Genomic DNA, 23,372 nt, shown 5'->3' with positions numbered 1-23,372 from the left:
ACCAGATAACGAGTATCAATTTAATAGCAGTCATAAGAGACTATTGACCTTTCATATGCATGGTACTCAATGGTAAACCAAAGGCGATTTAGCCTCTCATTTGTCATCTTTTTTCCTCTGGCGTTATTTGTAGTGGTTTTACTCGTGACAACGAAAAATTACTATGATGCGGTTAACCGCTATATCGATTCTGAGTATTCGCGTATCGAGCGTGCAATGTCTCGCGGTATTAAAGTACTCACGGCTTTAGATTACAGCTTCACCAACTATACCAATTACGCTAACCCACTGTTTGAAGAACATAATTCTTTAGTCAAAGAAGGGCTTTGTTATCTTTGGCCTATAGATGTGTTATTACTCGAAAGTGTTTATAGTGAAGGGTTACCTGCGGTTGACCTTGATTATATGATCGTAGGGGACGAAAGCTTATGTCAGCAAGGTTCAACGATTAACCAGTTAGCTGAACAAAAGGCGGGTTTTGCGCCGTCATTGTCATTTCTGCACGATATTGAATCGCACATTGTTGGAATCCATTACATTGACAAGCGCGGTTACGTTATCTCCTCACCCGATACCTACGCAAAAAATTTCACAAGAGAGCTTTTGTCAACGCTAAAAGCCCGACCTTTTTGGCAAAAAACCGCGCAAGATAAAGTGAACATTACCTTGGCTGGACCAGGGCCTGTGTTGGACTCGATGGAAGGTCAAGTCATTAGTATGACGGTACCCGTCTATGAGAAAGGAGAACATCAAGGTGTTTTGTCTATTGATTTTGACATCAATACGCTCATGGCTTCGTCGCTAGGTCTTGTTGGTCAGTTTCATTTGGTTTCCAATTTACAATCCATTCCTTCAAACAGTACACGAATCAAACCAGTCGAATTAGAGCGATTGAGTGCGAATCACAGCATGTACTACGAGTACAACCTTTGGGATGAAGCTAAGAACCTAGCGGTTTTTGAAAAATACAGCCTTATTGTCGCACTATTTATTTACGTGCTGAGTACCGTCGTCTTGTTCTATGTGAATATGCATAGCGAGCGACGTTACTTTAAAGAACTGGCAGCAAGAGACCCAATGACCAGCTTATTGAATCGTCGAGGTATGCAAACCGTGTGGCGTAATAAGATGACAAAAAAACAGGTTGCTTTGGCAGTGTTCGATATTGATAACTTCAAGAAGATCAACGACACCTATGGTCATGATGTCGGTGATTCTGCAATTCAGCTTGTTGCAAAATGTATACGTGAAAATATTCGCCATACCGATGTTGCCTCAAGGTTTGGTGGCGAAGAATTCGTTTTAGCGATTTATGACGAAGATTCAGAAGGCATTAAACTCATTTTAGACAGAGTAAAAAAAGCCATAGATGAGCGCTCGACACGCGTAACGAAAGAAGGCTTTACGATCTCTGGCGGTGTGGTGTTTAGTAAAGAGAGCCGAGTAGAAAACTTTGATGAATTGTTTAAAGCGGCGGATGAAAAGTTATATCAAGCCAAAAGTACCGGCAAAAATAAGATCTGTTACTAGGATTTAGGTACAAAAAAGGACGAGATATTCGTCCTTTTTTGTGTTCGGGAGTTATGCAACCTGAGAGTTTAAGTCATCGCGGTAGCGTTGAATATGCTCAACAATTGGTGCGGCTTTGTTGAACGTTCTGATTTCTCTAAATAGGTCTTTTGCTTCAGGATAAGCCTGACGTAAGTAAGAGAACCATTGTTTTACGCGGTTTGGGTAATACAAGCCTTTATCGCCTTTCATCTCAAACTTGGAATAATAGATGAGCAACTCAACCACCTCGGGCCATGACATTGGCTGGTGGTTATGTTTTACCATATTGCCTAAGTTAGGGATATTGAAAGCGCCTCGGCACACCATCAAAGAGTTAACGCCAGTCGTTTCAATGCAACGTTGACCGTCTTCATAATTCCAAATTTCACCATTCGCTATCAGTGGGATATCGAAACGTTCGCGAATTTGGTTGATGTAATCCCATTTTATCTCAGAAGCTTTATAACCACCTTGTTTAGTACGTGCGTGTACGGTCAATTCATTTGCGCCAGCAGACTGAATGGCATCGACAATTTCAAAGCAATCTTCAGGGTTCTCCCAGCCAAGACGAATTTTTGCAGTTACGGGAATGGCTTCTGGAACGGCTTCTCGACAAGCTTTAACCACACGGTGAATGAGCTCAGGATGCTGAAGTAGAGCAGCACCACCTTTACTTTTGTTGACCATTTTGGCTGGGCAACCAAAGTTTATATCAATACCTCTGGCGCCAAGATTTGCCGCTTTAATTGCGTTCTCAGCCATCCAGTTTGGTTCTTGTCCCAACAATTGCACATGTACTGGCACACCAGATGCAGTCTGAGAACCTTGCAACAGCTCCGGGCATAAACGGTGAAATACATGATCGGGTAATAGCTGGTCGATTACGCGAACAAACTCCGTAACACACAGGTCATAGTCGTTTATCTCGGTCAGGATTTGGCGCATCAAATGATCTAAAACGCCTTCCATTGGGCCTAGTACTACTCGCATAGCTTGCCTAATACAGTTTGGTGGTAAAAAGGAGGGCGATTGTAGCGATGTAAGTTAAGTTTGTCATTAAAAGAGTCGAAGCGCCCAATGCAGTCAAACACACAACGTTAGGTTACGTGCTTTTGAGCTCTGAGGTATAATGCCGCCAAATTTATGGGAAACCAGATGTCATGCAATACACATTGATTGAAAAAGGTGAAGTTCACGTCGATGAATCTTGCCTATTTATCGAAGGCGCAGTGTTAGCTGCGAATCTGACGACAAAACCACTCGCTCCTGAAAAGTGGTTAGAGCCGCTATTAGGTGAGGGATTCAAAGCGATTCAACCAGCTGTGGAAGAGCAAATTCACAAGCAGCATAACCGAATTCAACGAAACGAATATTCCGTGCTAGAGCTAACAGGCAAAGATCCCGAACAACTTGCTGATTTTGCCGAAGGCTTTATGTCTGTTTGGCCAATGATTGAAGAACAGTGGCAGGACGTTGAGCTCAATGATGGATTACAGCGTATGCTGCAAGCATTACTGACCACTTTGATGCTGGCTATCGATGAGCCAGCAACGCAGCAACAGATGCGCGACGCAGGTATTGAAACGCCACCGGCCCTGACAGATTTAGTCGACCAGCTTGATTTAATGGTCGGTGAAGTCGCGCTGGGCGCGGATGAGTTGATGGTAGGCAATAAAGCTCAAAGCCTAAACCCATTCAAAGGTATCGGGCGCAATGATCCCTGTCCTTGTGAGAGCGGAAAAAAATTCAAGCAGTGCTGTGGTCAATCACGCGGCTAAAGCGAATCGCCGCGCTATCCACTTAACAAAAAGCCGACCAGATGGTCGGCTTTTTGTTAATTTTTACGCGTCAGTAGGATTAACGAATTGGATTAACGCGTTTTGCAGGGAAGAATTGTGCAATTACAATTAATGCCAAAGCGATTAAATTGCCTGCAAAAATTACGACTAACCATTGTGGCATTGATAAATCAAGGAACTGCCACACAACCTTAGAGCAATCACCATATGCTTCAAACATCCAAGGAACCCACTGATTGAGCGGAGCCCAGCTAGGGAATGTGACGAATAAATCGCAAGTCGCGAATGGTGATGGATTAAACTGGTAGTCAACGTGCTGCATCGCAAGTAACAAACCCTTGTAAGCACTTAATCCCCAGCCTATCAAACCTAGCCAGCGGAAAATTGGGTTCTTGGGTGCCAATATACCAACCATTGCAGCGACGCCCACTCCCATCATCGCGACTCTTTCATAAATACACATGACACATGGTGCAAGCATCATGACGTGCTGAAAATAGAGGGCACATGCTTCAAAGAAAACGACGAATAGCAGAAGCAGTAGCCACGATAAACGTCCCTTTGAAAACTGGTTAAGTGAATTTAAAATAGTCACGTTTTTGTTCCTGTCTGAAATAGAAAAAGCTCTGAATACTCAGAGCTTTTTATCGTGGATAAGTTTCCTAATCAACTCAAATTTTAGTGACCACCGGATACTACGGGAGTCAGATCACCACTATGAGGTAAAATCCAACCAGCTTCGTAGAAAGAAGCGGTTGCAGGCTCTAGGAAGAACATGATTCCCATCAGACCGACAATCGCAAGAACGACGGTGTAAGGCAGCGCCATGATAACCATTCGACCGTAAGACAGACGAATTAATGGAGCGAGAGCCGATGTGAGTAAGAATAGGAATGCCGCTTGACCGTTTGGCGTTGCAACAGAAGGCAGGTTAGTACCAGTATTGATTGCCACCGCCAGTAAGTCGAACTGATCACGAGTAATGAGACCCTCAATGAGTGCAGTTTTTACTTCATTGATGTAAACCGTACCAACGAACACGTTATCCGACACCATAGATAATAAGCCATTCGCCACATAGAACAGAGCTAGCTGGGTACCTTTATCTTCAACGGCAAGCACCGCATCGATGACTGGTTTAAATAGCTCTTGGTCAATGATTACGGCAACGATCGAGAAAAATACTGCAAGCAGTGCAGTGAAGGGCAGGGCCTCTTCAAACGCTTTCCCCATGGAGTGCTCTTCAATTACACCAGTAAATGCGGTCGCTAAAATGATCACAGAAAGGCCAATTAAGCCGACAGCCGCTAAGTGCAAAGCGAGTGCAACGATCAACCAAACCGCAATAAGACCTTGAACCCAGAGTTTTGCGACATCTTGATTTGTTCGCGTTTTACGCTCTTCACGGTCAAAATCGACGAGGATCTGACGAACGTTGTTAGGAAGCTTCGCGCCGTAGCCAAACACTTTAAGCTTTTCAACTAAAGCACAAGTGATGAGACCACAGAAAAATACAGGGAGTGTCACTGGAGACATACGGATTAGGAATTCACCAAATAACCAACCCGCTTGGTCTGCAATAATTAAGTTTTGAGGTTCACCAACCATCGTGGTTACGCCACCTAAGGCAGTACCTACACCAGCATGCATCAACAAAGAGCGCAAAAAGGCACGATAGTTTTCTAGGTCATCACGCGTTAGTTCAGTGATCGTGTCATCTTGTGTATGGTCATGGTCACCGATAGGGTTACCAGACGCCACTTTGTGATAGATAGAGTAAAAGCCGATCGCCACGCTGATAACAACGGCGATAACCGTCAAGGCATCCAAAAACGCAGACAAAAATGCCGCAGCAAAGCAGAACGCGAGTGATAGTAGGGTTTTAGAGCGAATGCCAAGTAAAATTTTGGTAAAAATGAACAGCAATAGCTGCTTCATGAAGTAGATGCCCGCAACCATAAATACCAGAAGTAGCAGTACTTCGATATTTGCTACTAATTCGTGCTTAACTTGCGCAGGGCTAGTCATGCCGATAGCAATGGCTTCAATAGCAAGTAAACCGCCAGGTTGTAATGGGTAGCATTTTAATGCCATTGCTAGCGTGAAAATAAATTCAGCGACCAACAACCATCCAGCTACAAATGGGTTTATTAGGAAGAATACAATCGGGTTAATTATTAAGAAGGCTATAATGGCAACTTTGTACCAATCAGGCGCTTTACCAAGGAAGTTCTTGATAAAAGCGTTTCCGAGCGATATCGGCATGATAATTCTCTTTATAACAAAATTATGAATAGACACTACAATAGTGCTTAAGTATCTGTTTGTTAGACTTATTAACTAGTCTTTAAAAACAATAACTTAGTAAAACAACAATCCTTTGTTTATTGTAGTCTTGCCAAGTTACTTCCCCTGAACTCAAGCACCGCTCACTTTCGACCGCAAACTCTACACTCAGGCATTTATTAGTCAATAACAAAACGTGATGCTACCGACTAAAATGACTTTTTAAATGTAATAACGCGATCAAAACGGCGTTACTATACCATGAAAGTCTTAAAAAAATCCTCTTGGATTTTAAATGACGGTCAGTGACGAGAAAAGGCAAATTAAGAAAGAATATTAACTGTGATATACAAAGTAATTTTTCATATTTTGAATATAAAAATGTGACACGGTTGTCTTTATTTCTCCGAGATTTGTGAGCTGTTTAATTAAATGAAAATTCATATTTTACTGCTTTCGCTCGCATGTTAGAGCCTCTTAAATTGACACAACATATAGAGTATTAACTCTATGTTATGGAGTCGTTTCCACTATTGATCGTAAATTTTCTCAAACCGCTAAGTAGTGGTATGATGAGTAGTATCGACCCTCAGAAATCAATATTGGATAAAAAGTAGAATGGTCATAAAGGCGAAAAGCCCTGCGGGATTCGCAGAAAAATATATTATCGAGAGCATTTGGAACGGCCGTTTTCCTCCAGGCTCAATTTTACCTGCTGAGCGCGAGCTGTCCGAACTGATTGGTGTTACTCGAACGACTTTAAGAGAGGTTCTTCAACGACTAGCCCGTGACGGATGGTTGACTATCCAGCACGGCAAACCTACGAAAGTTAACCAATTTATGGAGACCTCTGGTCTGCATATTTTGGATACTTTAATGACGCTAGACGTTGATAATGCGACAAACATTGTAGAAGATCTGCTTGCGGCACGTACCAACATCAGTCCTCTCTTTATGCGCTATGCATTTAAAGCGAACAAAGAGAGCTCTGAGCGTACAATTAAGAACGTAATCGAATCTTGTGAAGCTTTAATGAATGCGGCTTCCTGGGACGAATTCATCGCTTCCTCGCCGTATGCTGAAAAAGTTCTGCAGAATGTGAAAGAAGATAACGAGAAAGATGAAGCGAAGCGTCAAGAAATCTTGATTGCTAAAACGTTCAACTTTTACGATTATATGCTTTTCCAGCGCCTAGCATTCCATTCAGGAAATCAAATTTACGGTTTGATCTTTAATGGTTTGAAGAAGCTCTACGATCGTGTCGGTAGCTACTACTTCTCAAATCCAGCTTCTCGTGAGCTAGCTCTGAAGTTTTACCATCAATTGCTCGAAACTTGTGAAAGTGGCCAGCGTGAGCAACTACCAGTAGTGATTCGTCATTATGGTATGGAAAGTGCGTTGATCTGGAACGAAATGAAAAAGCAATTACCAACGAACTTCACGGAAGACGACAGCTAAGCGCTGACAAGTTGGATAAACGAAAACCGCAGTGCCTTAGGCCTGCGGTTTTTTTGTTTTTATTTATAAGTCGGCGACGGACCTAGCACCAATAATAAGGCATGGAACGTTTATCCTGCTAGCGAGAGTCTGGGTAACGGTAGATATAATGACTCTACGACATCTGAAAGGACATGGTCGTAAGTATTGAAGATGGTCAATGACAAGTCCGATGTGACGCCATAAAGCTCTGCTTCTGTTAAGTCGACATGACTCCCTGTCACGTATTCATTTAGCGTCTGTATTGAGCGCGTGGAAGCAGGAGAGGTAATGCTAAGTGGAGCGATAACCGCTAGTTGGTTTAGCTTACGCATCATGACCGATGCATAGTTTTTGAAACGCTCATTTCCGCCTTGCTCTCCTAAATCTTGAATGCTGATTCGTAACTGAGTCAGGGTCTCCAAGCTATCCATAATGTTTTGCCAGTTCATGTGATACTCATTATGCAAGTCATCTCTTTGCTCAACCGCTAGCCATGCGATGGTTACTTCATCCATCAAAAACAAGCAATGACGAATTAACTTACCATGCTCCATCTGGTTTCTTGCAACACTATGGTCATTCCATTGTTCAAGTAGTTTCCCTACTTTAATCTGTAATACGCGATACATGGGTTTGTTTTCAAACCGTGATGTTTCGACTAAAAGATGCAGCTTGTTAGTCAGAGCATCATGAAGAGCGTCCAATTTTTGTTGATCGTTTTGTTGAAATTGAAGCGAGTAGTGAGTAGCAGCTCGGTGGTGTCTCAGAAGGTGAACAACATCTCGCAACAATGTTAACAGCTGATATTTGCGCGCATGTTGCTGCTCTCGTTTAGAAGATAAGTGATATATTCCGGCTAAAATAGCGATGGACAATAGTGTGGAAATCAAAACAAACATAACCAACTCCTTGTTAGTGTTTGGACCTAACAAGGAAGATTGCAGTTTTGATGCCAAACAAAAACTCAATTTAAACAATTGGTTATATTGAATGTTCTTTTTGAATGGTCGTTGTTGGTGCATGGATTCACCAAATTTGTGAATATGGTTGATTATTCGGTGTCGATGCTTGGTGTACGCGTTATTCTTTGTGAGTCACATATTGATTACTTTTTAGTCTGATTCAAGTCACAATGTTTAGAAATTAAAATATTCGAACACTTCATATGATATAAGTTGTCTATTTTGTTGATTGTTCGAGGTAATTAATTTGTCTAATAAATTCGACCTATGCTTCAGTACTCACTCAAAGATAACGCTCCCTATCGATACAAATGATGAGGATAGGTACCTTCAGTTTCGTAAGGACAACCCACATATATTTGGTAGTTTTATTCCCGCAGGTACTCCTTTCATACTGAACGAAGGCTCTGTGATCAACATAGCTAAGTTGCGTAGCGAGAGACCTGATATAGCTTGTGCTCTTGATACTGTAAAAAGTTGGTCACAAGAAACCAAAAGAAATGTAGCCAATCTAACAAGTGAGTTTGGCGATGAAAACTTACAAGCGGTAGCCCTCCTCTATGAAAAAGAGATTAAGCCTTTTTAGATGCTACTAATCATACTATGGGGGGGGGGAAATCGATGAGTATACTGCAGCAGGTGCTGCCGCTACGGCGGTTAATGAAAAGCAAGTCAGATTGAGTAATTTCGGGAAAGCTTTGCTCAAATATCAAAATGCCTTACTAGATGTACGTACAGCCTCACGAAATGGTGCGCAGAAAAAGGAGCTTGTGAAGCTTGGATATAGAGTTAAAGAAGCTCATAGTTCTTTGAATGCAAAATTTACAAAAGAACTTGCCCATCATGCAGGGCGAATTAAAAGTAGCCGCGGTAACATTTGGAGCAACCCGAATAGGGCTGTCAATATCGCGCGAAGCGGTAGGGATATAACTAAGTTACATTTAACATCTATAGCTAACATCCGCTCAATTCGATTTCTTGAACAAAGCTCTAGTATTGTGGGTAAAAAGATCATCATGATTGATGCTGGTGTTCGCTTTAACAATGTTCGAAATGCCAAGAATAACGGAGAAAATTGGCAAAAAAGAGCAGCAATGGAAGTTGCAGGGTTTGGTGCGAGCAACGCTGCTGGCGTTTGGACTACATCCAAAGTGATTGTATCTGGAATGGGAGTCGCTTTGGCTGCTGGCCCATTTGGAGTAGTAGTATTAATAGGTGTTGGTTTAGGGGCTGGTTATGCGGCTGCAAAAATGGGTGATTGGTTTGGGCAAGGTTTAGCAGAAAAAACCTATGAAACTAGCTCTAAAGTAAATTGGTTTTAAAGGAGTAGTTGTGTTTTGTTTCGATCTTATAGTGATGATTGTTGGTTGGACATGGTTACTGAGCACATTGGTTTTTATTCGTGTATCAGCAAAGCGGATTGAGACAAAAATATTGCAGGATGGTCATGATCCAATTGGCTGGGACAGAAATGGGTGGGGTTTTAGATTTCCCATGTACGCCTCAGTGTTGATGCGAGGTAAACCTGCGAAAGTATCGCTGGTAGAAGACAAACTTATTCTAAAGTACGCGACGGTCTTTGACCGAGTGCTTGCGTATATTGTCACAATAAGCTTCGTGATGGCACTTGCTTTGGGAGCAGTAATGGGGTTGGGGCCTGAAGAGTACTGAGTGAAAACCAGTTAAGCGCAGGGCTCTGTAGAACGGTGAATACAAGCCTAGTTGAAAAGCCAAATCCTAGTAAAGGGAACAAAGTGTTTTATTTTAATATTGTAAACATTATTGTTGGATGCACTTGGCTAGTGAGTACCTTGTTTTTTATTCGTATATCGGTAAAGCGGATTGAGAAAAAGATGTCGAAGGATGGTCATGGCCCTGTCGGTTGGGATAGAGATACCTGGGGGGTTAGATTCCCAATGTATACTACAGTTTTAATGCGAGGCAAGCCTGCGAAAGTATCACTTGTAGATGATCAGTTAATACTAAAATACGCAACGACATTTGATCGAGTTCTCGCTTTTGTAGTCACGATCAGCTTTGTACTTTTCCTTGCATGTGGCGCGATTATTACTTGGGGTCCAGAAGAATTCTCTTTGTAGTACAATCAAGCTTAATCGATAAGCTTAACTGCGAGAAAAGGCTTAACTGATTTAGTTAAGCCTTTTCAATAAAGATACTTACATTACGCGCATACCAGGTTGAGCGCCTTCGTGTGGCTCAAGGATCCACAGGTCACTACCACCAGGGCCTGCCGCTAGGATCATACCTTCAGACATACCAAACTTCATCTTACGAGGTTTTAGGTTTGCAACCATTACCGTTAGTTTGCCTTCTAGCTCTTCAGGTTTGTAAGCTGACTTGATGCCAGAGAATACCTGACGAGTTTCACCACCGATGTCCAATTGGAACTTAAGCAGTTTGTTGGCTTTTGGTACTTCTTCACAAGAGATGATACGAGCGATACGCATATCTACTGCAGCAAAAGCATCGAACTCAATCTCTTCAGCGATTGGCTCTTTGTCTAGCTCAGTTTCGCTAGCCTTGTTCTTTTCCGCTTCTGCTTTCTCTTTCGCCGCCATTTCTGCCGCCGCATCTTCTTTAGATGCTTCGATCATCGCTTCAACATTCTTCGGATCGATACGGTTGAACAGTGCTTTGAACTTAGTGATCTCGTGGTCTGTTAGTGGAGCAGCGATGTTTTCCCAAGTTAGCTCTTGGTTTAGAAACGCTTCAGTACGCGCAGCTAGCGATGGCATTACTGGTTTCAGGTAAGTCATCAGTACGCGGAACAGGTTGATACCGACAGAACAGATGTCTTGTAGTTCCTGATCTTTGCCTTCTTCTTTTGCTACAACCCACGGTGCTTTTTCATCAACGTATTGGTTAGCTTTGTCTGCCAATGCCGTGATTTCACGGATTGCACGACCAAACTCACGCGTTTCGTAAAGCTCAGCGATACGGTCAGCAGCAGCAACAAATTCGTTGTAAAGTTCAGGCTCAGCAAAGTTGTCAGACAGTTTTCCTTCAAAACGTTTCGCGATGAAACCTGCGTTACGAGATGCCAGGTTAACGATCTTGTTAACAACGTCAGCGTTTACGCGCTGAGTGAAGTCTTCAAGGTTAAGATCTAGATCGTCGATACGGCTGTTTAGCTTCGCAGCGTAGTAGTAACGTAGACACTCAGGGTCTAGGTGCTCTAGGTAAGTGCTTGCTTTTACGAACGTACCTTTAGACTTCGACATTTTTGCGCCGTTTACGGTTACGTAACCGTGTACGAATACGTTGTTAGGCTTGCGGAAGCCAGAACCTTCTAGCATTGCTGGCCAAAATAGGCTGTGGAAGTAAACGATGTCTTTACCGATGAAGTGGTACAGCTCTGCTGAGCTGTCTTTTTTCCAATACTCGTCGAAATCTAGGTCGTCGCGCTTGTCACATAGATTTTTGAAAGAGCCCATGTAGCCGATAGGCGCGTCTAGCCATACGTAGAAGAATTTGTTCTTCTCACCAGGGATCTCGAAGCCAAAGTATGGTGCATCACGTGAGATATCCCACTGCTGCAAGCCAGATTCGAACCATTCTTGCATTTTGTTCGCTGTTTCAGCTTGTAGCGAGCCAGAGCGAGTCCACTCTTTTAGCATGCTTTCAAACTGAGGCAGGTCGAAGAAGAAGTGCTCTGAATCTTTCATTACTGGCGTTGCACCAGAAACCGCAGATTTAGGATTGATCAGTTCTGTTGGGCTGTAAGTCTCACCACAGTTGTCACAGTTGTCACCGTACTGGTCTTCAGACTTACATTTTGGACAGGTACCTTTTACGAAACGGTCCGGTAAGAACATCTCTTTTTCTGGATCGAACAGCTGAGAGATAGTGCGGCTAGAGATAAAGCCATTTTTCTTCAACTCAAGATAAATGTGTGACGCTAGCTCACGGTTCTCATCTGAGTGTGTGCTGTGGTAGTTATCAAAGCTGATATCAAATCCAGCGAAGTCTTTTTGGTGCTCTTCGCTAACTGCGGCAATCATTTCTTCAGGAGTAATACCCATCTGTTGCGCTTTAAGCATGATTGGCGTGCCGTGAGCATCGTCAGCACAGATGAAGTTTACAGTGTTGCCGCGTAGGCGTTGGTAACGAACCCAAATGTCCGCTTGGATATGCTCAAGCATATGACCAAGGTGGATCGAACCGTTAGCGTACGGAAGGGCACAAGTTACCAGCATTTTCCTTGACGGAAAGTTTTTTGGATCGTTTGCCATACTTAATATTCGCTTTTCTTGATAGGTATAAATAAATTTTGATGGATAATACTACCCCATGAACTGACTAACTCCAAGGTGTCAAACTGCGGAATGCCTTAGTTTTTTTGGGGTTCTGGTTGCGCCTGGACGGTGGTAGCATGACATCTAAAAGGAGGGCTTATGCATCAGTTCACTTCAAAACAAGATTTTTGTCACTGGTTTAACCAATTCCAACATCCACAGTTGGTGGAAAACTGGGCAGATATTCATGGCGCAATTTCGATTACGACACAGGGTTCTATTGATATAACGTTGCCATTCGCAAGTAATGAGCTTCAAACCGTACTGCATGACTGGATCAAACAGCAGCAAGCCTCGGGTAAAGTGGCTGAATTCCCATTTAATATTCGCCTTGGAGTTAAAGCTTTAGAAACTCAAGTGGCTAACTCGGTTAAGGGTGTTAAGAACATCGTTGCCGTCAGTTCTGCGAAAGGTGGCGTTGGTAAATCTACTACCGCAGTTAACTTAGCGTTGGCGATTGCTCAATCTGGGGCGAAAGTGGGATTGTTGGATGCAGATATCTATGGTCCGTCTGTACCTATGATGTTGGGGCAAGAAGATGCTAAACCAGAAGTTCGTGATGGCAAGTGGATGGAACCCATTTTTGCTCACGGCATCTATACTCATTCTATCGGTTATTTGGTGGATAAATCAGAAGCGGCGATATGGCGCGGTCCAATGGCTTCAAAAGCGTTGTCGCAGTTATTAACTGAAACAGATTGGCCAGATTTGGATTATTTGGTGATTGATATGCCGCCAGGTACGGGGGATATTCAATTGACTCTGTCACAACAAATTCCGGTAACAGGTAGCGTGCTAGTCACAACACCGCAAGATTTAGCCCTTGCCGATGCAAGGAAGGGAGCGGCAATGTTTAACAAAGTCCATGTCCCGGTTATTGGTGTTGTGGAAAACATGAGTTATCACATTTGTAGTCAATGTGGCGCGAAAGAGCATATTTTTGGTATGGGCGGAGCTGAAAAAATGTCGCAAGAATTTGGCTTAGCATTGTTAGGACAAATTCCGCTTCATATCTCTATGAGAGAAGATATTGACGCTGGCGTGCCAACGGTAGCAAGACGCCCAGAAAGTGAGCATGCAGGGTATTATAAGCAACTTGCAGATCGCGTATGTAGCACGATGTTTTGGCAAGGCAAAGCAAAACCAGATGCGATTAGCTTTACAATGGTGAACTAAGTTTACTATGCCTGTTGGTTGATAATTGCACATTTTAACGTTTGCTCGGAGGTTAATCCTCTGAGCAGGCAGAAACTTATGACTAAACCCTAATTCCAACTAGTAACTATGGGGTGAACTCCCTATAATCAGGCAGTTTATCTTTTTATGTGACTAGAAATCATCATCGGGTGCAAACTAATGTCTGATAATAATCAATGCGTCATCGTAGGTATTGCTGGCGCTTCTGCTTCTGGAAAAAGTCTGATCGCGAGCACTATTTATAATGAGCTTCGCGCGAAAGTAGGCGATCATCAAATCGGTGTCATCACGGAAGATTGCTATTACAACGACCAAAGCCACCTAAGCATGGAAGAGCGAGTAAAGACGAACTACGATCACCCGAGTGCGTTGGACCACGACCTACTGTGTGAGCACCTAGAAAAATTGGTACGTGGTGAAGCAGTAGAAGTGCCTGAGTACAGCTACACTGAGCACACAAGAACAATTAACACCACCACAATGACACCTAAAAAGGTGATCATTCTAGAAGGTATCCTTCTTCTTACAGACCCTCGTCTTCGTGATTTGATGCATGCGACAGTATTTATGGACACACCGTTAGATATTTGCTTGCTTCGCCGTGTTAAGCGTGATGTGGAAGAACGAGGCCGAACTATGGAGTCTGTTCTTAAGCAATACCAACAAACAGTACGTCCGATGTTCATGCAGTTTATCGAACCTTCTAAGCAATATGCGGACATTATTGTTCCTCGCGGTGGTAAAAACCGTATCGCAATTGATGTATTAAAAGCTCACATTGCAAGACTTTTGAAAGCTTAAGCCTATAGACGGCTATATCGCTTTATTTTTAGGAGAAGAAGTGGCACCTTAAGTGCCACTTCTTTTTTTGTTTTTAAATTAGTCAGTTGCAGGTTAAAACCAGACACTTTTCACGCTTTTGTGGAACTGTCAGCGGCAAATGGAGTCTGCGCTTATAATTGTAAAAACACTCGAGCAAGGAAAAACAAATGAAGAAACTGCTCTTAATTCTAGCAATACCGATTGTGGTCATTTTGGTCGCAATTTTAGCGTTAACCATCTTCGTCAATCCGAATCAGTTTAAACCCCTTATTGTTGAGCAAGCGCAAAAGCAAACGGGATTAGAGTTGGTGATTGAAGGGGATATCAGTTGGCAATTTTTCCCATCAATTGGCTTTGAGTTGGGACATACAGAATTGCGAAACCCACAAGGCTTTAGTAAACCCAATTTATTCAAAGTTGATACCGTTGGTGTAGACATCTCTGTTATGCCACTTTTTAGTCAACAGCTTGAAATTGGAAACGTCACGCTTGATGGTGCTGAGTTCTACATTGAAACCAAGAAAGATGGCAGCAAGAATATTGATGCATTGACGAAAGCCCAAACACAACAAGCAGAACAAGAGAGCAATGCTGCGCCTACGCAAAATGGTGAAACGCAAACTTCTGGTTCTGATTGGAGTATTAATCTTGCTGGCGTTACGGTTTCTAACGGTTCATTAGAAATGCAGGATAAGCAAGCCGGTAGTTACACCAAACTTTATGATATTTCATTAAACCTTTCCGAATTCGCTTTTGACAACTGGACAACGGCTGATTTTGGCGTGAAGGGCGAAATGAACGACCAAAAGTTCACCGCGAAAGGTCAGGCAGACTTTAAGCTAGAAAAAGGTTTGGCAAACTACGCGCTAAAGAACATCAACTTTGATGCGACATACTCTGACCCTGCCAATAAAATTGAATCGGCAACGATCGGTTTAGACACGTTTGAATTCGATAAAGTAAATAACCTGACTTATGCCATTAAGGGTGACGCTGGTGGTATGAAGTTAGATATGCAGGGTGCTGGTCAACTTAGCGTGGACAAGGCTATCAGCAAAGTACAGTTGGATAAGTTAACTCTTAAATCGACTTTTGAGGGTGATGCTTTACCTCAGTCCCCGATGAAAGTCGACATGGTGTCTGATCTGTCTTTCGACCTAACGAAAAACCATCTGAGTTTTGTTCTAGAGAAGTTAACAGCGAATGCTATCGCCCTAGATGGTAAGGCAGATGTGACACTCGGTGATATTCCTAAAGTACGCTTTGCTCTCCATAGCCCCAATATCGATCTTGATGAGTTTTTAGGGTTAGATAAGCAAGCTGCCGAAGGTAATAAGCCTGCTTCTGGTGGCGAGAGTGCTCCTGCCGGACCTGAGGTTGAGCCTGATTTGTCTGCGTTGAAAACGTTAGATGTAAAGGGTGACATTACCATCGACAAATTCAAAGCGGCAAATGCGAAGATGGAAGCGGTAAAAACGAGCTTCACTGTAAATCGTGGCGTGTTTGAGCTTACATCTTTTAGTTCGAAGTTGTACCAAGGCTCAATCTCAGCGACAGCGAAGTTAGATGCACGCCAATCACCAGCGACTTACAGTGTTAAAAAGTCAATCAAAGGCGTGAAAGTTCAACCGCTACTTATAGACGTTGCTGAAAACGACAAACTTGAAGGGACAGGTAACATTGATGTGAATGTTACAGGTAAGAGTCTCACGCCTACCGGTATCAAGAAGAATCTATCTGGTACGGTTGTTATCAACTTTGCTGACGGTGCGGTGAATGGCATCAACGTTGCTCAGTTGATTCGTGAAAACTATGCGAAATTTAAAGGGCAAAAAGTTGAAGGCACCAATGAAGCTAAGAAAACAGACTTCAGTGCGATGACGGCGACATTGAAACTCAACAAAGGTGTTGTATCAACGGATAATATGCAAGCTCAGTCTCCATTGTTACGTGTTCGTGGTAAAGGTACCGCAAACTACATTAATGAAACAGTCGACTTTACTATCAGCACGTCAGTTGTAGGCAGCCTAGAAGGCCAGGGCGGTAAAGATATAGATGAGCTGAAAGACATCACGATTCCAATCAATGTGTCTGGTAAGTGGGCAGAACCTAAATTCAAGCTCGTATTCGATGATGTTCTGAAGCAGAAAGCTCAGAAAGAAATCGATCGTGGCGTAGAGAAGCTAACGGACAAAATCAAAGACGAGAAAACCAAAGATGCGGTCGATGGTTTATTGAAGAATCTTTTCAACTAACCGTGCGTGAAAATCAAAAGGGTTGGCATTTTGCCAACCCTTTTTAAATTACTCTGCGAGTGTTACCAATCGACGCCTTTGAGGGCTTTTACGCCAGATTCAAATGCGTGCTTTACATTTTTCACTTCAGAAACGGTATCGGCCATTTCAATCAGGGTTCGATGTGCGCCACGCCCAGTAATAATAACCGACTGCATTTTAGGTCTGTTGCTCAGTGCTTCGACCACTTCGTCTAAGTCGATGTAGCCGTAGCTCACCATATAAGTTAGCTCGTCAAACAAGATGACATCGATAGAGTCGTCTTGCAGCATGCGCTTACATTCTTGCCATACGCCTTGCGCTGCTTCGGTATCAGCGGCTTTGTTTTGAGTTTCCCACGTAAAGCCGGTTGCCATTACTTGGAATTCAACGCCGAGTTTCTCAAGTAGGTTGCGCTCACCGTTGTCCCAAGTACCTTTAATAAACTGCGCGACAGCACAATTCAAACCATGACCCACTGCGCGTGCGATCGTACCGAATCCTGATGTCGATTTACCTTTACCATTTCCGGTAATGATCAGTAGCAGACCTTTTTCCTCTTGAGCAGCAGCGATTTTTGCGTCTACCTGTTCTTTGACTTTTTGTTGGCGAGCTTTATGGCGTGCTTCTTTATTTTCTTCGATAGACATAATACTTCCTCAATTCCTTTTCGTGCTGTGCCCAAGCTAATTTGGGTTCATTGATTTATCTCGCTATGATAGACCAACATATCGTGAAGAAAAACCACCGATAATTCAGGGAATAAAATGAAGAAAATACTTGTTGTTTGTATGGGAAACATTTGTCGGTCACCAACTGGAGAGGCAGTGTTAAGAGCGAAAGCTCAAAAGCTAGGCGTTGAAGTAGAGGTTGATTCGGCAGGTACAATTGGCTACCACGCAGGAAACCGACCGGATTCAAGAGCGATGGCAGCAGGAAAGCAGCGAGGTTATTCTTTTAAAGGAATGCAAGCGCGCCAAGTCACCATTGATGACTTTGAAAAGTTTGACCTTATATTAGCCGCAGATAAAGCAAATTTGGCCGATTTATTGGATATTTGTCCGTTGAAGTATCGACACAAAGTATCGTTATTTTTAAGTCATTCTGAGTCAGTTTACGACGAAGTCCCGGACCCATATTATGGTGGGGAAGATGGCTTTGAACTGGTGCTTGATTTAATCGAAGAGGCATCAGACGCAATTTTGAAGAAGCTATAATCGCCGTGCTTGAAGACAATAGAAAAAGGGATGAGCTCAGCTCATCCCTTTTTATTCGTGTTAACCCGCTAGTATGTCGGTTGCGACTTTGTAGCTTGGGTCTTCCTTCACGTTAATTTCAACCAAGCTGCCAGCTTTGTCCAAAAGTTTACGACAATCTGGGCTTAGGTGACGAAGGTGTAGCGTTTTACCTTGAGCATTGTAACGCTCAGCCAGTGTTTCAATGGCTTCAATTGCAGAGTGATCAGTCACGCGAGAGTCTGCAAAATCGACAATCACATCTTTTGGATCTTCAGGCGCGTTAAACAACTCCAGGAAGTTAGCCGCAGAGCCAAAGAAAATAGGGCCGTGAATCTTGTACTCTTTTGAACCTTCCTCGTTTAAGCACGTGTCGGCATAGATGTGCTTAGCGTGTTGCCATGCAAACATTAATGCAGAAACGATAACACCAACCGCTACGGCAACAGCAAGGTCAGTAAGAACAGTAACAACGGTCACAAGAACAATAACGAAGAAGTCTTGCTTCGGTACGCGGCGTGCTAGCTTAAATGTTGCCCATTCGAATGTACCAATGACAACCATGAACATCACACCAACCAGAGCAGCGAGTGGGATCATTTCAATTAGCGAAGATGCGAATAAGATAAACATCAATAGAGCGATAGCCGCAACGATACCAGATAGACGACCACGACCACCTGAGTTTACGTTGATCATCGACTGACCAATCATCGCACAACCACCCATTGCGCCAAACACAGAGCACGTCATGTTTGCCATACCTTGACCGATACATTCGCGGTTAGATTGACCACGAGTATTCGTCATCTCATCTAAAACTGTCAGTGTTAGTAGAGATTCAATTAGACCAATGGCCGCGAGAATGATCGCGTATGGAAGAATGATTTGTAGTGTCTCTAGTGTAAATGGTACCGCAGGAATAGAGAAGGTTGGTAGTGAACCTGCGAGTGTTGCAGCTTCATCACCAGACATTGTACGCAGGAAGTCAACAACAGTGCGAGTTTCCAGATCCAAGCCAACCACTAAAGCCGTCACCGTTACGATCGCAACAAGTGAAGAGGGTACAGCTGTTGTGATTTTTGGTAGAAAGTGAATGATTGCCATAGTCAGCGCAACCAAACCAAGCATTAGCAGCATCTGGTCTTGTGGTAGCCAAGTAAGCATGCCGTTGATGTCTGGCGCTTTAAACTGACCCAACTGAGCTAGGAAGATAACAATAGCCAGACCGTTCACAAAACCGATCATCACAGGGTGAGGTACGATACGGATGAACTTACCCAATTTAAACATACCAGCGGCAATTTGAAGAATACCAGCGAGCATGATGGCTGCGAATAGGTACTGGACACCGTGAGTCGCGACAAGCGAAACCATTACGACTGCCATGGCACCTGTTGCACCAGAGATCATGCCAGGACGACCACCGAAAATGGAAGTAATAAGACCAACGATGAATGCAGCGTAAAGACCGACCATCGGATCTACGCCTGCGACGAACGCAAATGCGACAGCTTCAGGAACCAATGCTAGCGCAACGGTTAAGCCTGATAGCACATCATTTTTTACGGAGTGCTTAGAAAATTGGGGAAATTCGAACATGTTTGTTTTTAAGTTCTCTTTGCAATGAGTTAAACCCGACACATATTCGTATTTGCACAAGCCACTGGAAGGTTGAATTTTAATCAAACATTGCAGTGTAAACCGTAGTATTAAAAGAGCAGCATCAGAATGGTGTCGAAAACTTGAGTCGGCGCATGCTACCGAAAAGTGTGATTAAGTTCAAGAATGATACGAATAATGGCGTACAAATGTGATCACGAATTGGTATTTATATGAACAATTTATTGGGCAAATATGAAGATAAAAAAGGCTACCAGATGGTAGCCTTTAATTTATTTATGCCGTTAAGCAGTTGAACGTAATGATTTAGCCTAGTTAAAGTTAGGCTTTGTCATCTCTGCCGATGCACGGTTTTTAGCCACTTGGCTACCAGCACCTTTAGCTTGGTAACGTTCGGTTTTGAACGGTGCTGCTGCAACCGTGATTTCGCGTAGCTCTTGAGGGCCAGGTGCTTTCGTCATCGGTGCGCTAGCGTTTAGCTTAGCCGCAACTTTAATGGCTTTGACTTTAGGCTCTGGTTTATCTACTGGCGCTTCGGCCGCAATCTCTTTTTCTGCTTCGACGATAGGCTCTTCAGTAGGTGCCGTTTCTACAATGGCATCAACCGGTTCAGCATGTTCAGTTACAGGAGTTTCAACGATAGGCTCTACCGATGCTGTTTCTATTACTGCTGATTCAGCTTTTTCTGTGATTACTGTTTCCACAGCAGGTGCTTCCACAACGGGTGCTTCTACTACTGGAGCTTCCACTTTCGCTTCAACGGTTTCTTGAACCTTGTGTTCAACAACTGGCGCATCTGTTACGACAGGCTGCTCGCGACGAATAATCACTTTACCCATTGCCATTTCTGGACAAGCAAAGCCACCTTGGATTGCAGGTACTGCTGCTACAGCTTCTTCCTTAACTCGCTCTTCCTTCTTAGGCGCTGGTTTCGGAATGTAACGTGGCATTACTTTACCCATAGCCATTTCAGGAGAAGCGACACCTCCCTTACGTAGGCGGAATGGGTTAGGGCGGCGATCACGGCCACGGCGACGACGCTGGCCGCTTGCACGCAGGTGACGTGGCGAACGACGATTACGACGTTGCTTAGACTCTGCTTGCTTGTTGTCTTGCTGTGCCTCTACCGCTGCTTCTGTTGGCTTTTCAACTTTAGCTTCAACCGTTTCTTGAGTCTTAACCGCTGTTTCTTCGGCTTTCTTCTCAATAGCTTCTTGGTCCTTAACGCGTACAGACTTGTTCAATTTGCGACGTTGGCGGCGCTCTTTCACTTTTTCTGCTTTCGCATTTTGCTGCTTCGGTTTGCTCTCTTCTGGTTTTGTTTCAGTACGAGCTTCCGCTGCTAGCTGCAGACCTTTTTCCGCTACTTTTGCGTTTGCTTTCTGCTCTTGGGCTTTATCTGCCTGTTGAGCTTTAGGTTTACGCTTTTGGTTACGGCTTTGCGGTTTATTTGTTTGTTGTTGAGCTTCGTTTTGCTCATTAGCCTGCTCATCACGAGGCTTACGACGACGTCGGTTATCGCGATTGTCGCGGTTATCACGATTATCACGCTGGTTGTTATTGCGACGACGATCGTTGCGATCACGTTTGTTACGTCGATTATCGCGATTTGGTTTTTTCTCTTCCTGAGGTTTCTGTTCTTCTTTTGTTTCTTCAGAACCACCGAATAGGAAGCTACCAAGTGCTTTAAACAGACGGCTGAACAATCCAGGTTTCTCTTCTTGTTCAACGTTTTGTTCTTTCTTCTTCGCCTCAGGAGCTGGTTTAGCTGCTGGTGCAGGTGCGGTTTGAGACGGAGCAGCAAAGCCTTTAAGAACTGGCTCTTCAATTCGTTTTGGTTTTACGTCAACTTCCGCTGGCTCTTTACCTTCTGCTTCTTTCATTGCTTCCAGTTTCTTAGGAAGTAAGTAAGAAATCAGATCGAACTCTTCGCCTTCACGAACACGGATAACTTCAAAGTGCGGTGTTTCCATATCAGAGTTAGGAACAACCGTAATTTTCACTTCTTGAATGCGTTCGATATGGTTTACTGAACGACGTTTTTCGTTCAATAAGTAAGAGGCGATTGGCACAGGTACGACTGCAAGTACTTGTGCTGTGTTGTCTTTTAGCGCTTCCTCTTCAATTAAACGAAGTACAGAAAGTGCTAGAGATTCGTTGTCGCGAACGACACCAGTTCCGCTACAGCGAGGACAGATGTGGTGGCTTGCTTCTGCTAGAGAAGGGCTCAAGCGCTGGCGTGACATCTCCAACAAACCAAAGCGAGAAATACGACCGATTTGTACACGAGCGCGGTCAAGGCGAACGGCTTCACGTAGACGGTTTTCTACTTCTCGTTGGTGACGAACTGGGGTCATATCGATAAAGTCGATAACCACTAAGCCACCTAAGTCACGTAGACGCAATTGGCGAGCAATTTCGTCGGCTGCTTCTAGGTTCGTGTTTAGAGCTGTTTCTTCAATATCGCCGCCCTTGGTTGCACGAGCAGAGTTGATATCGATAGACGTTAGTGCTTCAGTCGGGTCAATAACAATAGAACCACCAGATGGCAGACGCACTTCACGTTGGAAAGCCGATTCAATTTGGCTTTCGATTTGGTAGTGGCTGAATAGTGGAACTTCGCCTTCATATTTCTTAACGCGGTTAAGGAAATCAGGGCGCACCAATTGAATGTGCTCTTTTGCACGTTCGTAGATGGTGTTGCTATCAATTAAGATTTCGCCAATATCACGACGCAAATAGTCACGGATTGCACGAACGATAACGTTACTTTCTTGGTGGATTAAGAATGGAGCAGGGTTAGAGTCCGCTGCACCTTTGATTGCACCCCAGTGGTTAAGTAGTACATTCAAATCCCACTCAAGCTCTTCAGCACTCTTGCCAACGCCAGCAGTACGTACGATTAGGCCCATGCCCTGAGGCAGTTCCAAAGTACTTAATGCGGCTTTTAGTTGAGTACGCTCGTCACCTTCGATTCGACGAGAAATACCGCCAGCACGAGGGTTGTTAGGCATCAGAACAAGGTAACTACCAGCAAGAGAAATGAAAGTAGTAAGAGCTGCGCCCTTGCTTCCACGTTCTTCTTTTTCCACTTGAACGATAACTTCTTGGCCTTCCGTTAGCACTTCTTTGATGCTTGGACGACCTTGGTAGGTGTAACCTTCAGGGAAATATTCGCGGGCAATTTCTTTGAGAGGGAGGAAACCGTGACGCTCGGCGCCGTAATCAACAAATGCGGCTTCTAAGCTTGGTTCGATACGTGTGATACGTCCTTTGTAGATATTCGCTTTTTTAGATTCATGACCTGGACTCTCGATATCAAGATCGAAAAGTCGCTGGCCATCAACCAGAGCGACACGCAACTCTTCTTTTTGAGTTGCGTTAATTAACATTCTTTTCATTGAAAATTCTCGTTGTCTTTTCTTTTATATCTTTCTTGTCGACTTGCCACTGTTTTTTCGCTCTTTCACGGTGCCTGATCCCATGGCTTGTATTTTGCAGCCTCCCGGCTGGAAGGGGATGCTCTCGGGCACTTCAGTCATCACAAGCCTCTTGTGGTTTCTGTTGGAAACGTAGACTTGTGACCCGCTATTTGGGCGGTAGGTACTCAACGTGAATATGCGAGGAGTAGGGTGGCAAGAGTGTTGAATTCGATGTGTCTCACGCCAATGCTGCACTCGACCTTCAACGATCTACTCACATTGCTTGAGGATAAATGATTGGTAATGAATAAAATGTAACCAAACCTTCCTTAGCAGCTGTGAACTATAGCAGTGCGCGTGGCTATCAGCAATCTGCTTTCACGCAAACGATAGAAAATTTGCCGCTA

Annotated in this window: 19 protein-coding genes; 11 read left to right on the top strand and 8 right to left on the bottom strand. The window is 43.7% G+C overall.

Annotation, left to right across the window (positions count from 1 at the left end):
* Nucleotides 1–69 precede the first annotated feature (69 nt).
* Nucleotides 70–1,530, top strand: a complete 1,461-nt coding sequence (locus R7E38_RS14360) for a sensor domain-containing diguanylate cyclase (protein ID WP_005380815.1) — start codon at nucleotides 70–72, stop codon at nucleotides 1,528–1,530.
* 51 nt (nucleotides 1,531–1,581) lie between these two features.
* On the opposite strand, the gene dusC is transcribed toward R7E38_RS14360, so the two are convergent.
* The gene (gene dusC, locus R7E38_RS14355; RefSeq protein ID WP_017633856.1) at nucleotides 1,582–2,541 is read right to left on the bottom strand and encodes a tRNA dihydrouridine(16) synthase DusC; all 960 of its coding nucleotides are present in this window, start codon (nucleotides 2,539–2,541) and stop codon (nucleotides 1,582–1,584) included.
* Nucleotides 2,542–2,711: 170 nt separating this feature from the next.
* Between dusC and R7E38_RS14350 the strand changes: the two genes are divergently transcribed.
* Nucleotides 2,712–3,329 (top strand): YecA family protein, encoded by a 618-nt coding sequence (locus R7E38_RS14350; RefSeq protein ID WP_017633855.1) that lies wholly within the window; start codon nucleotides 2,712–2,714, stop codon nucleotides 3,327–3,329.
* A 79-nt stretch (nucleotides 3,330–3,408) separates the two neighbouring features.
* On the opposite strand, the gene dsbB is transcribed toward R7E38_RS14350, so the two are convergent.
* Together dsbB and nhaB are read right to left on the bottom strand one after the other, a co-directional pair.
* Nucleotides 3,409–3,945, bottom strand: a complete 537-nt coding sequence (gene dsbB / locus R7E38_RS14345; RefSeq protein ID WP_017821379.1) for a disulfide bond formation protein DsbB — start codon at nucleotides 3,943–3,945, stop codon at nucleotides 3,409–3,411.
* Between the two features lie 83 nt (nucleotides 3,946–4,028).
* The gene (nhaB, locus tag R7E38_RS14340; protein ID WP_005380822.1) at nucleotides 4,029–5,615 is read right to left on the bottom strand and encodes a Na(+)/H(+) antiporter NhaB; all 1,587 of its coding nucleotides are present in this window, start codon (nucleotides 5,613–5,615) and stop codon (nucleotides 4,029–4,031) included.
* Between the two features lie 639 nt (nucleotides 5,616–6,254).
* Between nhaB and fadR the strand changes: the two genes are divergently transcribed.
* The gene (fadR, locus tag R7E38_RS14335; RefSeq protein ID WP_226083595.1) at nucleotides 6,255–7,094 is read left to right on the top strand and encodes a fatty acid metabolism transcriptional regulator FadR; all 840 of its coding nucleotides are present in this window, start codon (nucleotides 6,255–6,257) and stop codon (nucleotides 7,092–7,094) included.
* Nucleotides 7,095–7,204: 110 nt separating this feature from the next.
* Here fadR and R7E38_RS14330 read toward each other — a convergent pair whose 3' ends face one another.
* Nucleotides 7,205–8,014 carry a hypothetical protein gene (locus tag R7E38_RS14330; protein ID WP_017821380.1) on the bottom strand — a complete coding sequence of 270 codons (810 nt, stop codon included), beginning with the start codon at nucleotides 8,012–8,014 and terminating at the stop codon, nucleotides 7,205–7,207.
* Between the two features lie 310 nt (nucleotides 8,015–8,324).
* Here R7E38_RS14330 and R7E38_RS14325 point away from each other — a divergent pair, with 310 nt between their 5' ends.
* From R7E38_RS14325 to R7E38_RS14310, 4 genes are all read left to right on the top strand, one after another.
* Nucleotides 8,325–8,663 carry a hypothetical protein gene (locus R7E38_RS14325; RefSeq protein WP_238852703.1) on the top strand — a complete coding sequence of 113 codons (339 nt, stop codon included), beginning with the start codon at nucleotides 8,325–8,327 and terminating at the stop codon, nucleotides 8,661–8,663.
* Between the two features lie 91 nt (nucleotides 8,664–8,754).
* Nucleotides 8,755–9,399 carry a hypothetical protein gene (locus tag R7E38_RS14320; RefSeq protein ID WP_226083593.1) on the top strand — a complete coding sequence of 215 codons (645 nt, stop codon included), beginning with the start codon at nucleotides 8,755–8,757 and terminating at the stop codon, nucleotides 9,397–9,399.
* Between the two features lie 10 nt (nucleotides 9,400–9,409).
* Nucleotides 9,410–9,748: a hypothetical protein gene (locus R7E38_RS14315; RefSeq protein WP_062730501.1), complete on the top strand. Its 339-nt coding sequence runs from the start codon at nucleotides 9,410–9,412 to the stop codon at nucleotides 9,746–9,748.
* Between the two features lie 182 nt (nucleotides 9,749–9,930).
* A complete protein-coding gene (locus tag R7E38_RS14310) occupies nucleotides 9,931–10,176 on the top strand; it encodes a hypothetical protein (protein WP_226975267.1) in 246 nt (81 codons plus the stop codon).
* A 78-nt stretch (nucleotides 10,177–10,254) separates the two neighbouring features.
* Here the strand turns inward: R7E38_RS14310 and metG are convergent, their stop codons facing one another.
* Nucleotides 10,255–12,330: a methionine--tRNA ligase gene (gene metG, locus R7E38_RS14305; RefSeq protein ID WP_064354181.1), complete on the bottom strand. Its 2,076-nt coding sequence runs from the start codon at nucleotides 12,328–12,330 to the stop codon at nucleotides 10,255–10,257.
* Nucleotides 12,331–12,492: 162 nt separating this feature from the next.
* Between metG and apbC the strand changes: the two genes are divergently transcribed.
* The 3 genes from apbC to R7E38_RS14290 all read left to right on the top strand — a co-directional run bounded on the left by apbC (nucleotide 12,493) and on the right by R7E38_RS14290 (nucleotide 16,667).
* Nucleotides 12,493–13,569: an iron-sulfur cluster carrier protein ApbC gene (gene apbC / locus R7E38_RS14300; RefSeq protein WP_054574796.1), complete on the top strand. Its 1,077-nt coding sequence runs from the start codon at nucleotides 12,493–12,495 to the stop codon at nucleotides 13,567–13,569.
* A 180-nt stretch (nucleotides 13,570–13,749) separates the two neighbouring features.
* Nucleotides 13,750–14,391 carry a uridine kinase gene (gene udk, locus R7E38_RS14295; RefSeq protein WP_005380833.1) on the top strand — a complete coding sequence of 214 codons (642 nt, stop codon included), beginning with the start codon at nucleotides 13,750–13,752 and terminating at the stop codon, nucleotides 14,389–14,391.
* Between the two features lie 188 nt (nucleotides 14,392–14,579).
* The gene (locus R7E38_RS14290; RefSeq protein ID WP_226083592.1) at nucleotides 14,580–16,667 is read left to right on the top strand and encodes an AsmA family protein; all 2,088 of its coding nucleotides are present in this window, start codon (nucleotides 14,580–14,582) and stop codon (nucleotides 16,665–16,667) included.
* 62 nt (nucleotides 16,668–16,729) lie between these two features.
* Here the strand turns inward: R7E38_RS14290 and cobO are convergent, their stop codons facing one another.
* Nucleotides 16,730–17,335 (bottom strand): cob(I)yrinic acid a,c-diamide adenosyltransferase, encoded by a 606-nt coding sequence (gene cobO, locus R7E38_RS14285; RefSeq protein WP_005380837.1) that lies wholly within the window; start codon nucleotides 17,333–17,335, stop codon nucleotides 16,730–16,732.
* A 117-nt stretch (nucleotides 17,336–17,452) separates the two neighbouring features.
* Here cobO and R7E38_RS14280 point away from each other — a divergent pair, with 117 nt between their 5' ends.
* Nucleotides 17,453–17,902, top strand: coding sequence for a low molecular weight protein-tyrosine-phosphatase (locus R7E38_RS14280; protein WP_053304232.1), 450 nt, complete (start codon nucleotides 17,453–17,455; stop codon nucleotides 17,900–17,902).
* Nucleotides 17,903–17,962: 60 nt separating this feature from the next.
* Here the strand turns inward: R7E38_RS14280 and R7E38_RS14275 are convergent, their stop codons facing one another.
* Nucleotides 17,963–19,522, bottom strand: a complete 1,560-nt coding sequence (locus R7E38_RS14275) for a SulP family inorganic anion transporter (protein ID WP_005380840.1) — start codon at nucleotides 19,520–19,522, stop codon at nucleotides 17,963–17,965.
* Nucleotides 19,523–19,854: 332 nt separating this feature from the next.
* The gene (gene rne, locus R7E38_RS14270) at nucleotides 19,855–22,944 is read right to left on the bottom strand and encodes a ribonuclease E (RefSeq protein ID WP_226083591.1); all 3,090 of its coding nucleotides are present in this window, start codon (nucleotides 22,942–22,944) and stop codon (nucleotides 19,855–19,857) included.
* Nucleotides 22,945–23,372 lie beyond the last annotated feature (428 nt).

The sequence above is a fragment of the Vibrio sp. Vb2131 genome, assembly GCF_033338535.1.
GTDB lineage: Bacteria > Pseudomonadota > Gammaproteobacteria > Enterobacterales > Vibrionaceae > Vibrio > Vibrio alginolyticus.
Note: the sequence above shows the minus strand (reverse complement) of the source record. Positions and strands in the feature narration are given on the sequence as shown.

What these genes read in the sequence shown, in the direction of transcription:
- rne (WP_226083591.1), bottom strand. Translation starts at nt 22,944, where the DNA reads ATGAAAAGAATGTTAATTAACGCAACTCAAAAAGAAGAGTTGCGTGTC.
- metG (WP_064354181.1), bottom strand. Translation starts at nt 12,330, where the DNA reads ATGGCAAACGATCCAAAAAACTTTCCGTCAAGGAAAATGCTGGTAACT.
- R7E38_RS14275 (WP_005380840.1), bottom strand. Translation starts at nt 19,522, where the DNA reads ATGTTCGAATTTCCCCAATTTTCTAAGCACTCCGTAAAAAATGATGTG.
- R7E38_RS14350 (WP_017633855.1), top strand. Translation starts at nt 2,712, where the DNA reads ATGCAATACACATTGATTGAAAAAGGTGAAGTTCACGTCGATGAATCT.
- cobO (WP_005380837.1), bottom strand. Translation starts at nt 17,335, where the DNA reads ATGTCTATCGAAGAAAATAAAGAAGCACGCCATAAAGCTCGCCAACAA.
- fadR (WP_226083595.1), top strand. Translation starts at nt 6,255, where the DNA reads ATGGTCATAAAGGCGAAAAGCCCTGCGGGATTCGCAGAAAAATATATT.
- nhaB (WP_005380822.1), bottom strand. Translation starts at nt 5,615, where the DNA reads ATGCCGATATCGCTCGGAAACGCTTTTATCAAGAACTTCCTTGGTAAA.
- udk (WP_005380833.1), top strand. Translation starts at nt 13,750, where the DNA reads ATGTCTGATAATAATCAATGCGTCATCGTAGGTATTGCTGGCGCTTCT.
- apbC (WP_054574796.1), top strand. Translation starts at nt 12,493, where the DNA reads ATGCATCAGTTCACTTCAAAACAAGATTTTTGTCACTGGTTTAACCAA.
- R7E38_RS14280 (WP_053304232.1), top strand. Translation starts at nt 17,453, where the DNA reads ATGAAGAAAATACTTGTTGTTTGTATGGGAAACATTTGTCGGTCACCA.
- dusC (WP_017633856.1), bottom strand. Translation starts at nt 2,541, where the DNA reads ATGCGAGTAGTACTAGGCCCAATGGAAGGCGTTTTAGATCATTTGATG.
- R7E38_RS14330 (WP_017821380.1), bottom strand. Translation starts at nt 8,014, where the DNA reads ATGTTTGTTTTGATTTCCACACTATTGTCCATCGCTATTTTAGCCGGA.
- R7E38_RS14360 (WP_005380815.1), top strand. Translation starts at nt 70, where the DNA reads ATGGTAAACCAAAGGCGATTTAGCCTCTCATTTGTCATCTTTTTTCCT.
- R7E38_RS14290 (WP_226083592.1), top strand. Translation starts at nt 14,580, where the DNA reads ATGAAGAAACTGCTCTTAATTCTAGCAATACCGATTGTGGTCATTTTG.
- R7E38_RS14310 (WP_226975267.1), top strand. Translation starts at nt 9,931, where the DNA reads ATGTCGAAGGATGGTCATGGCCCTGTCGGTTGGGATAGAGATACCTGG.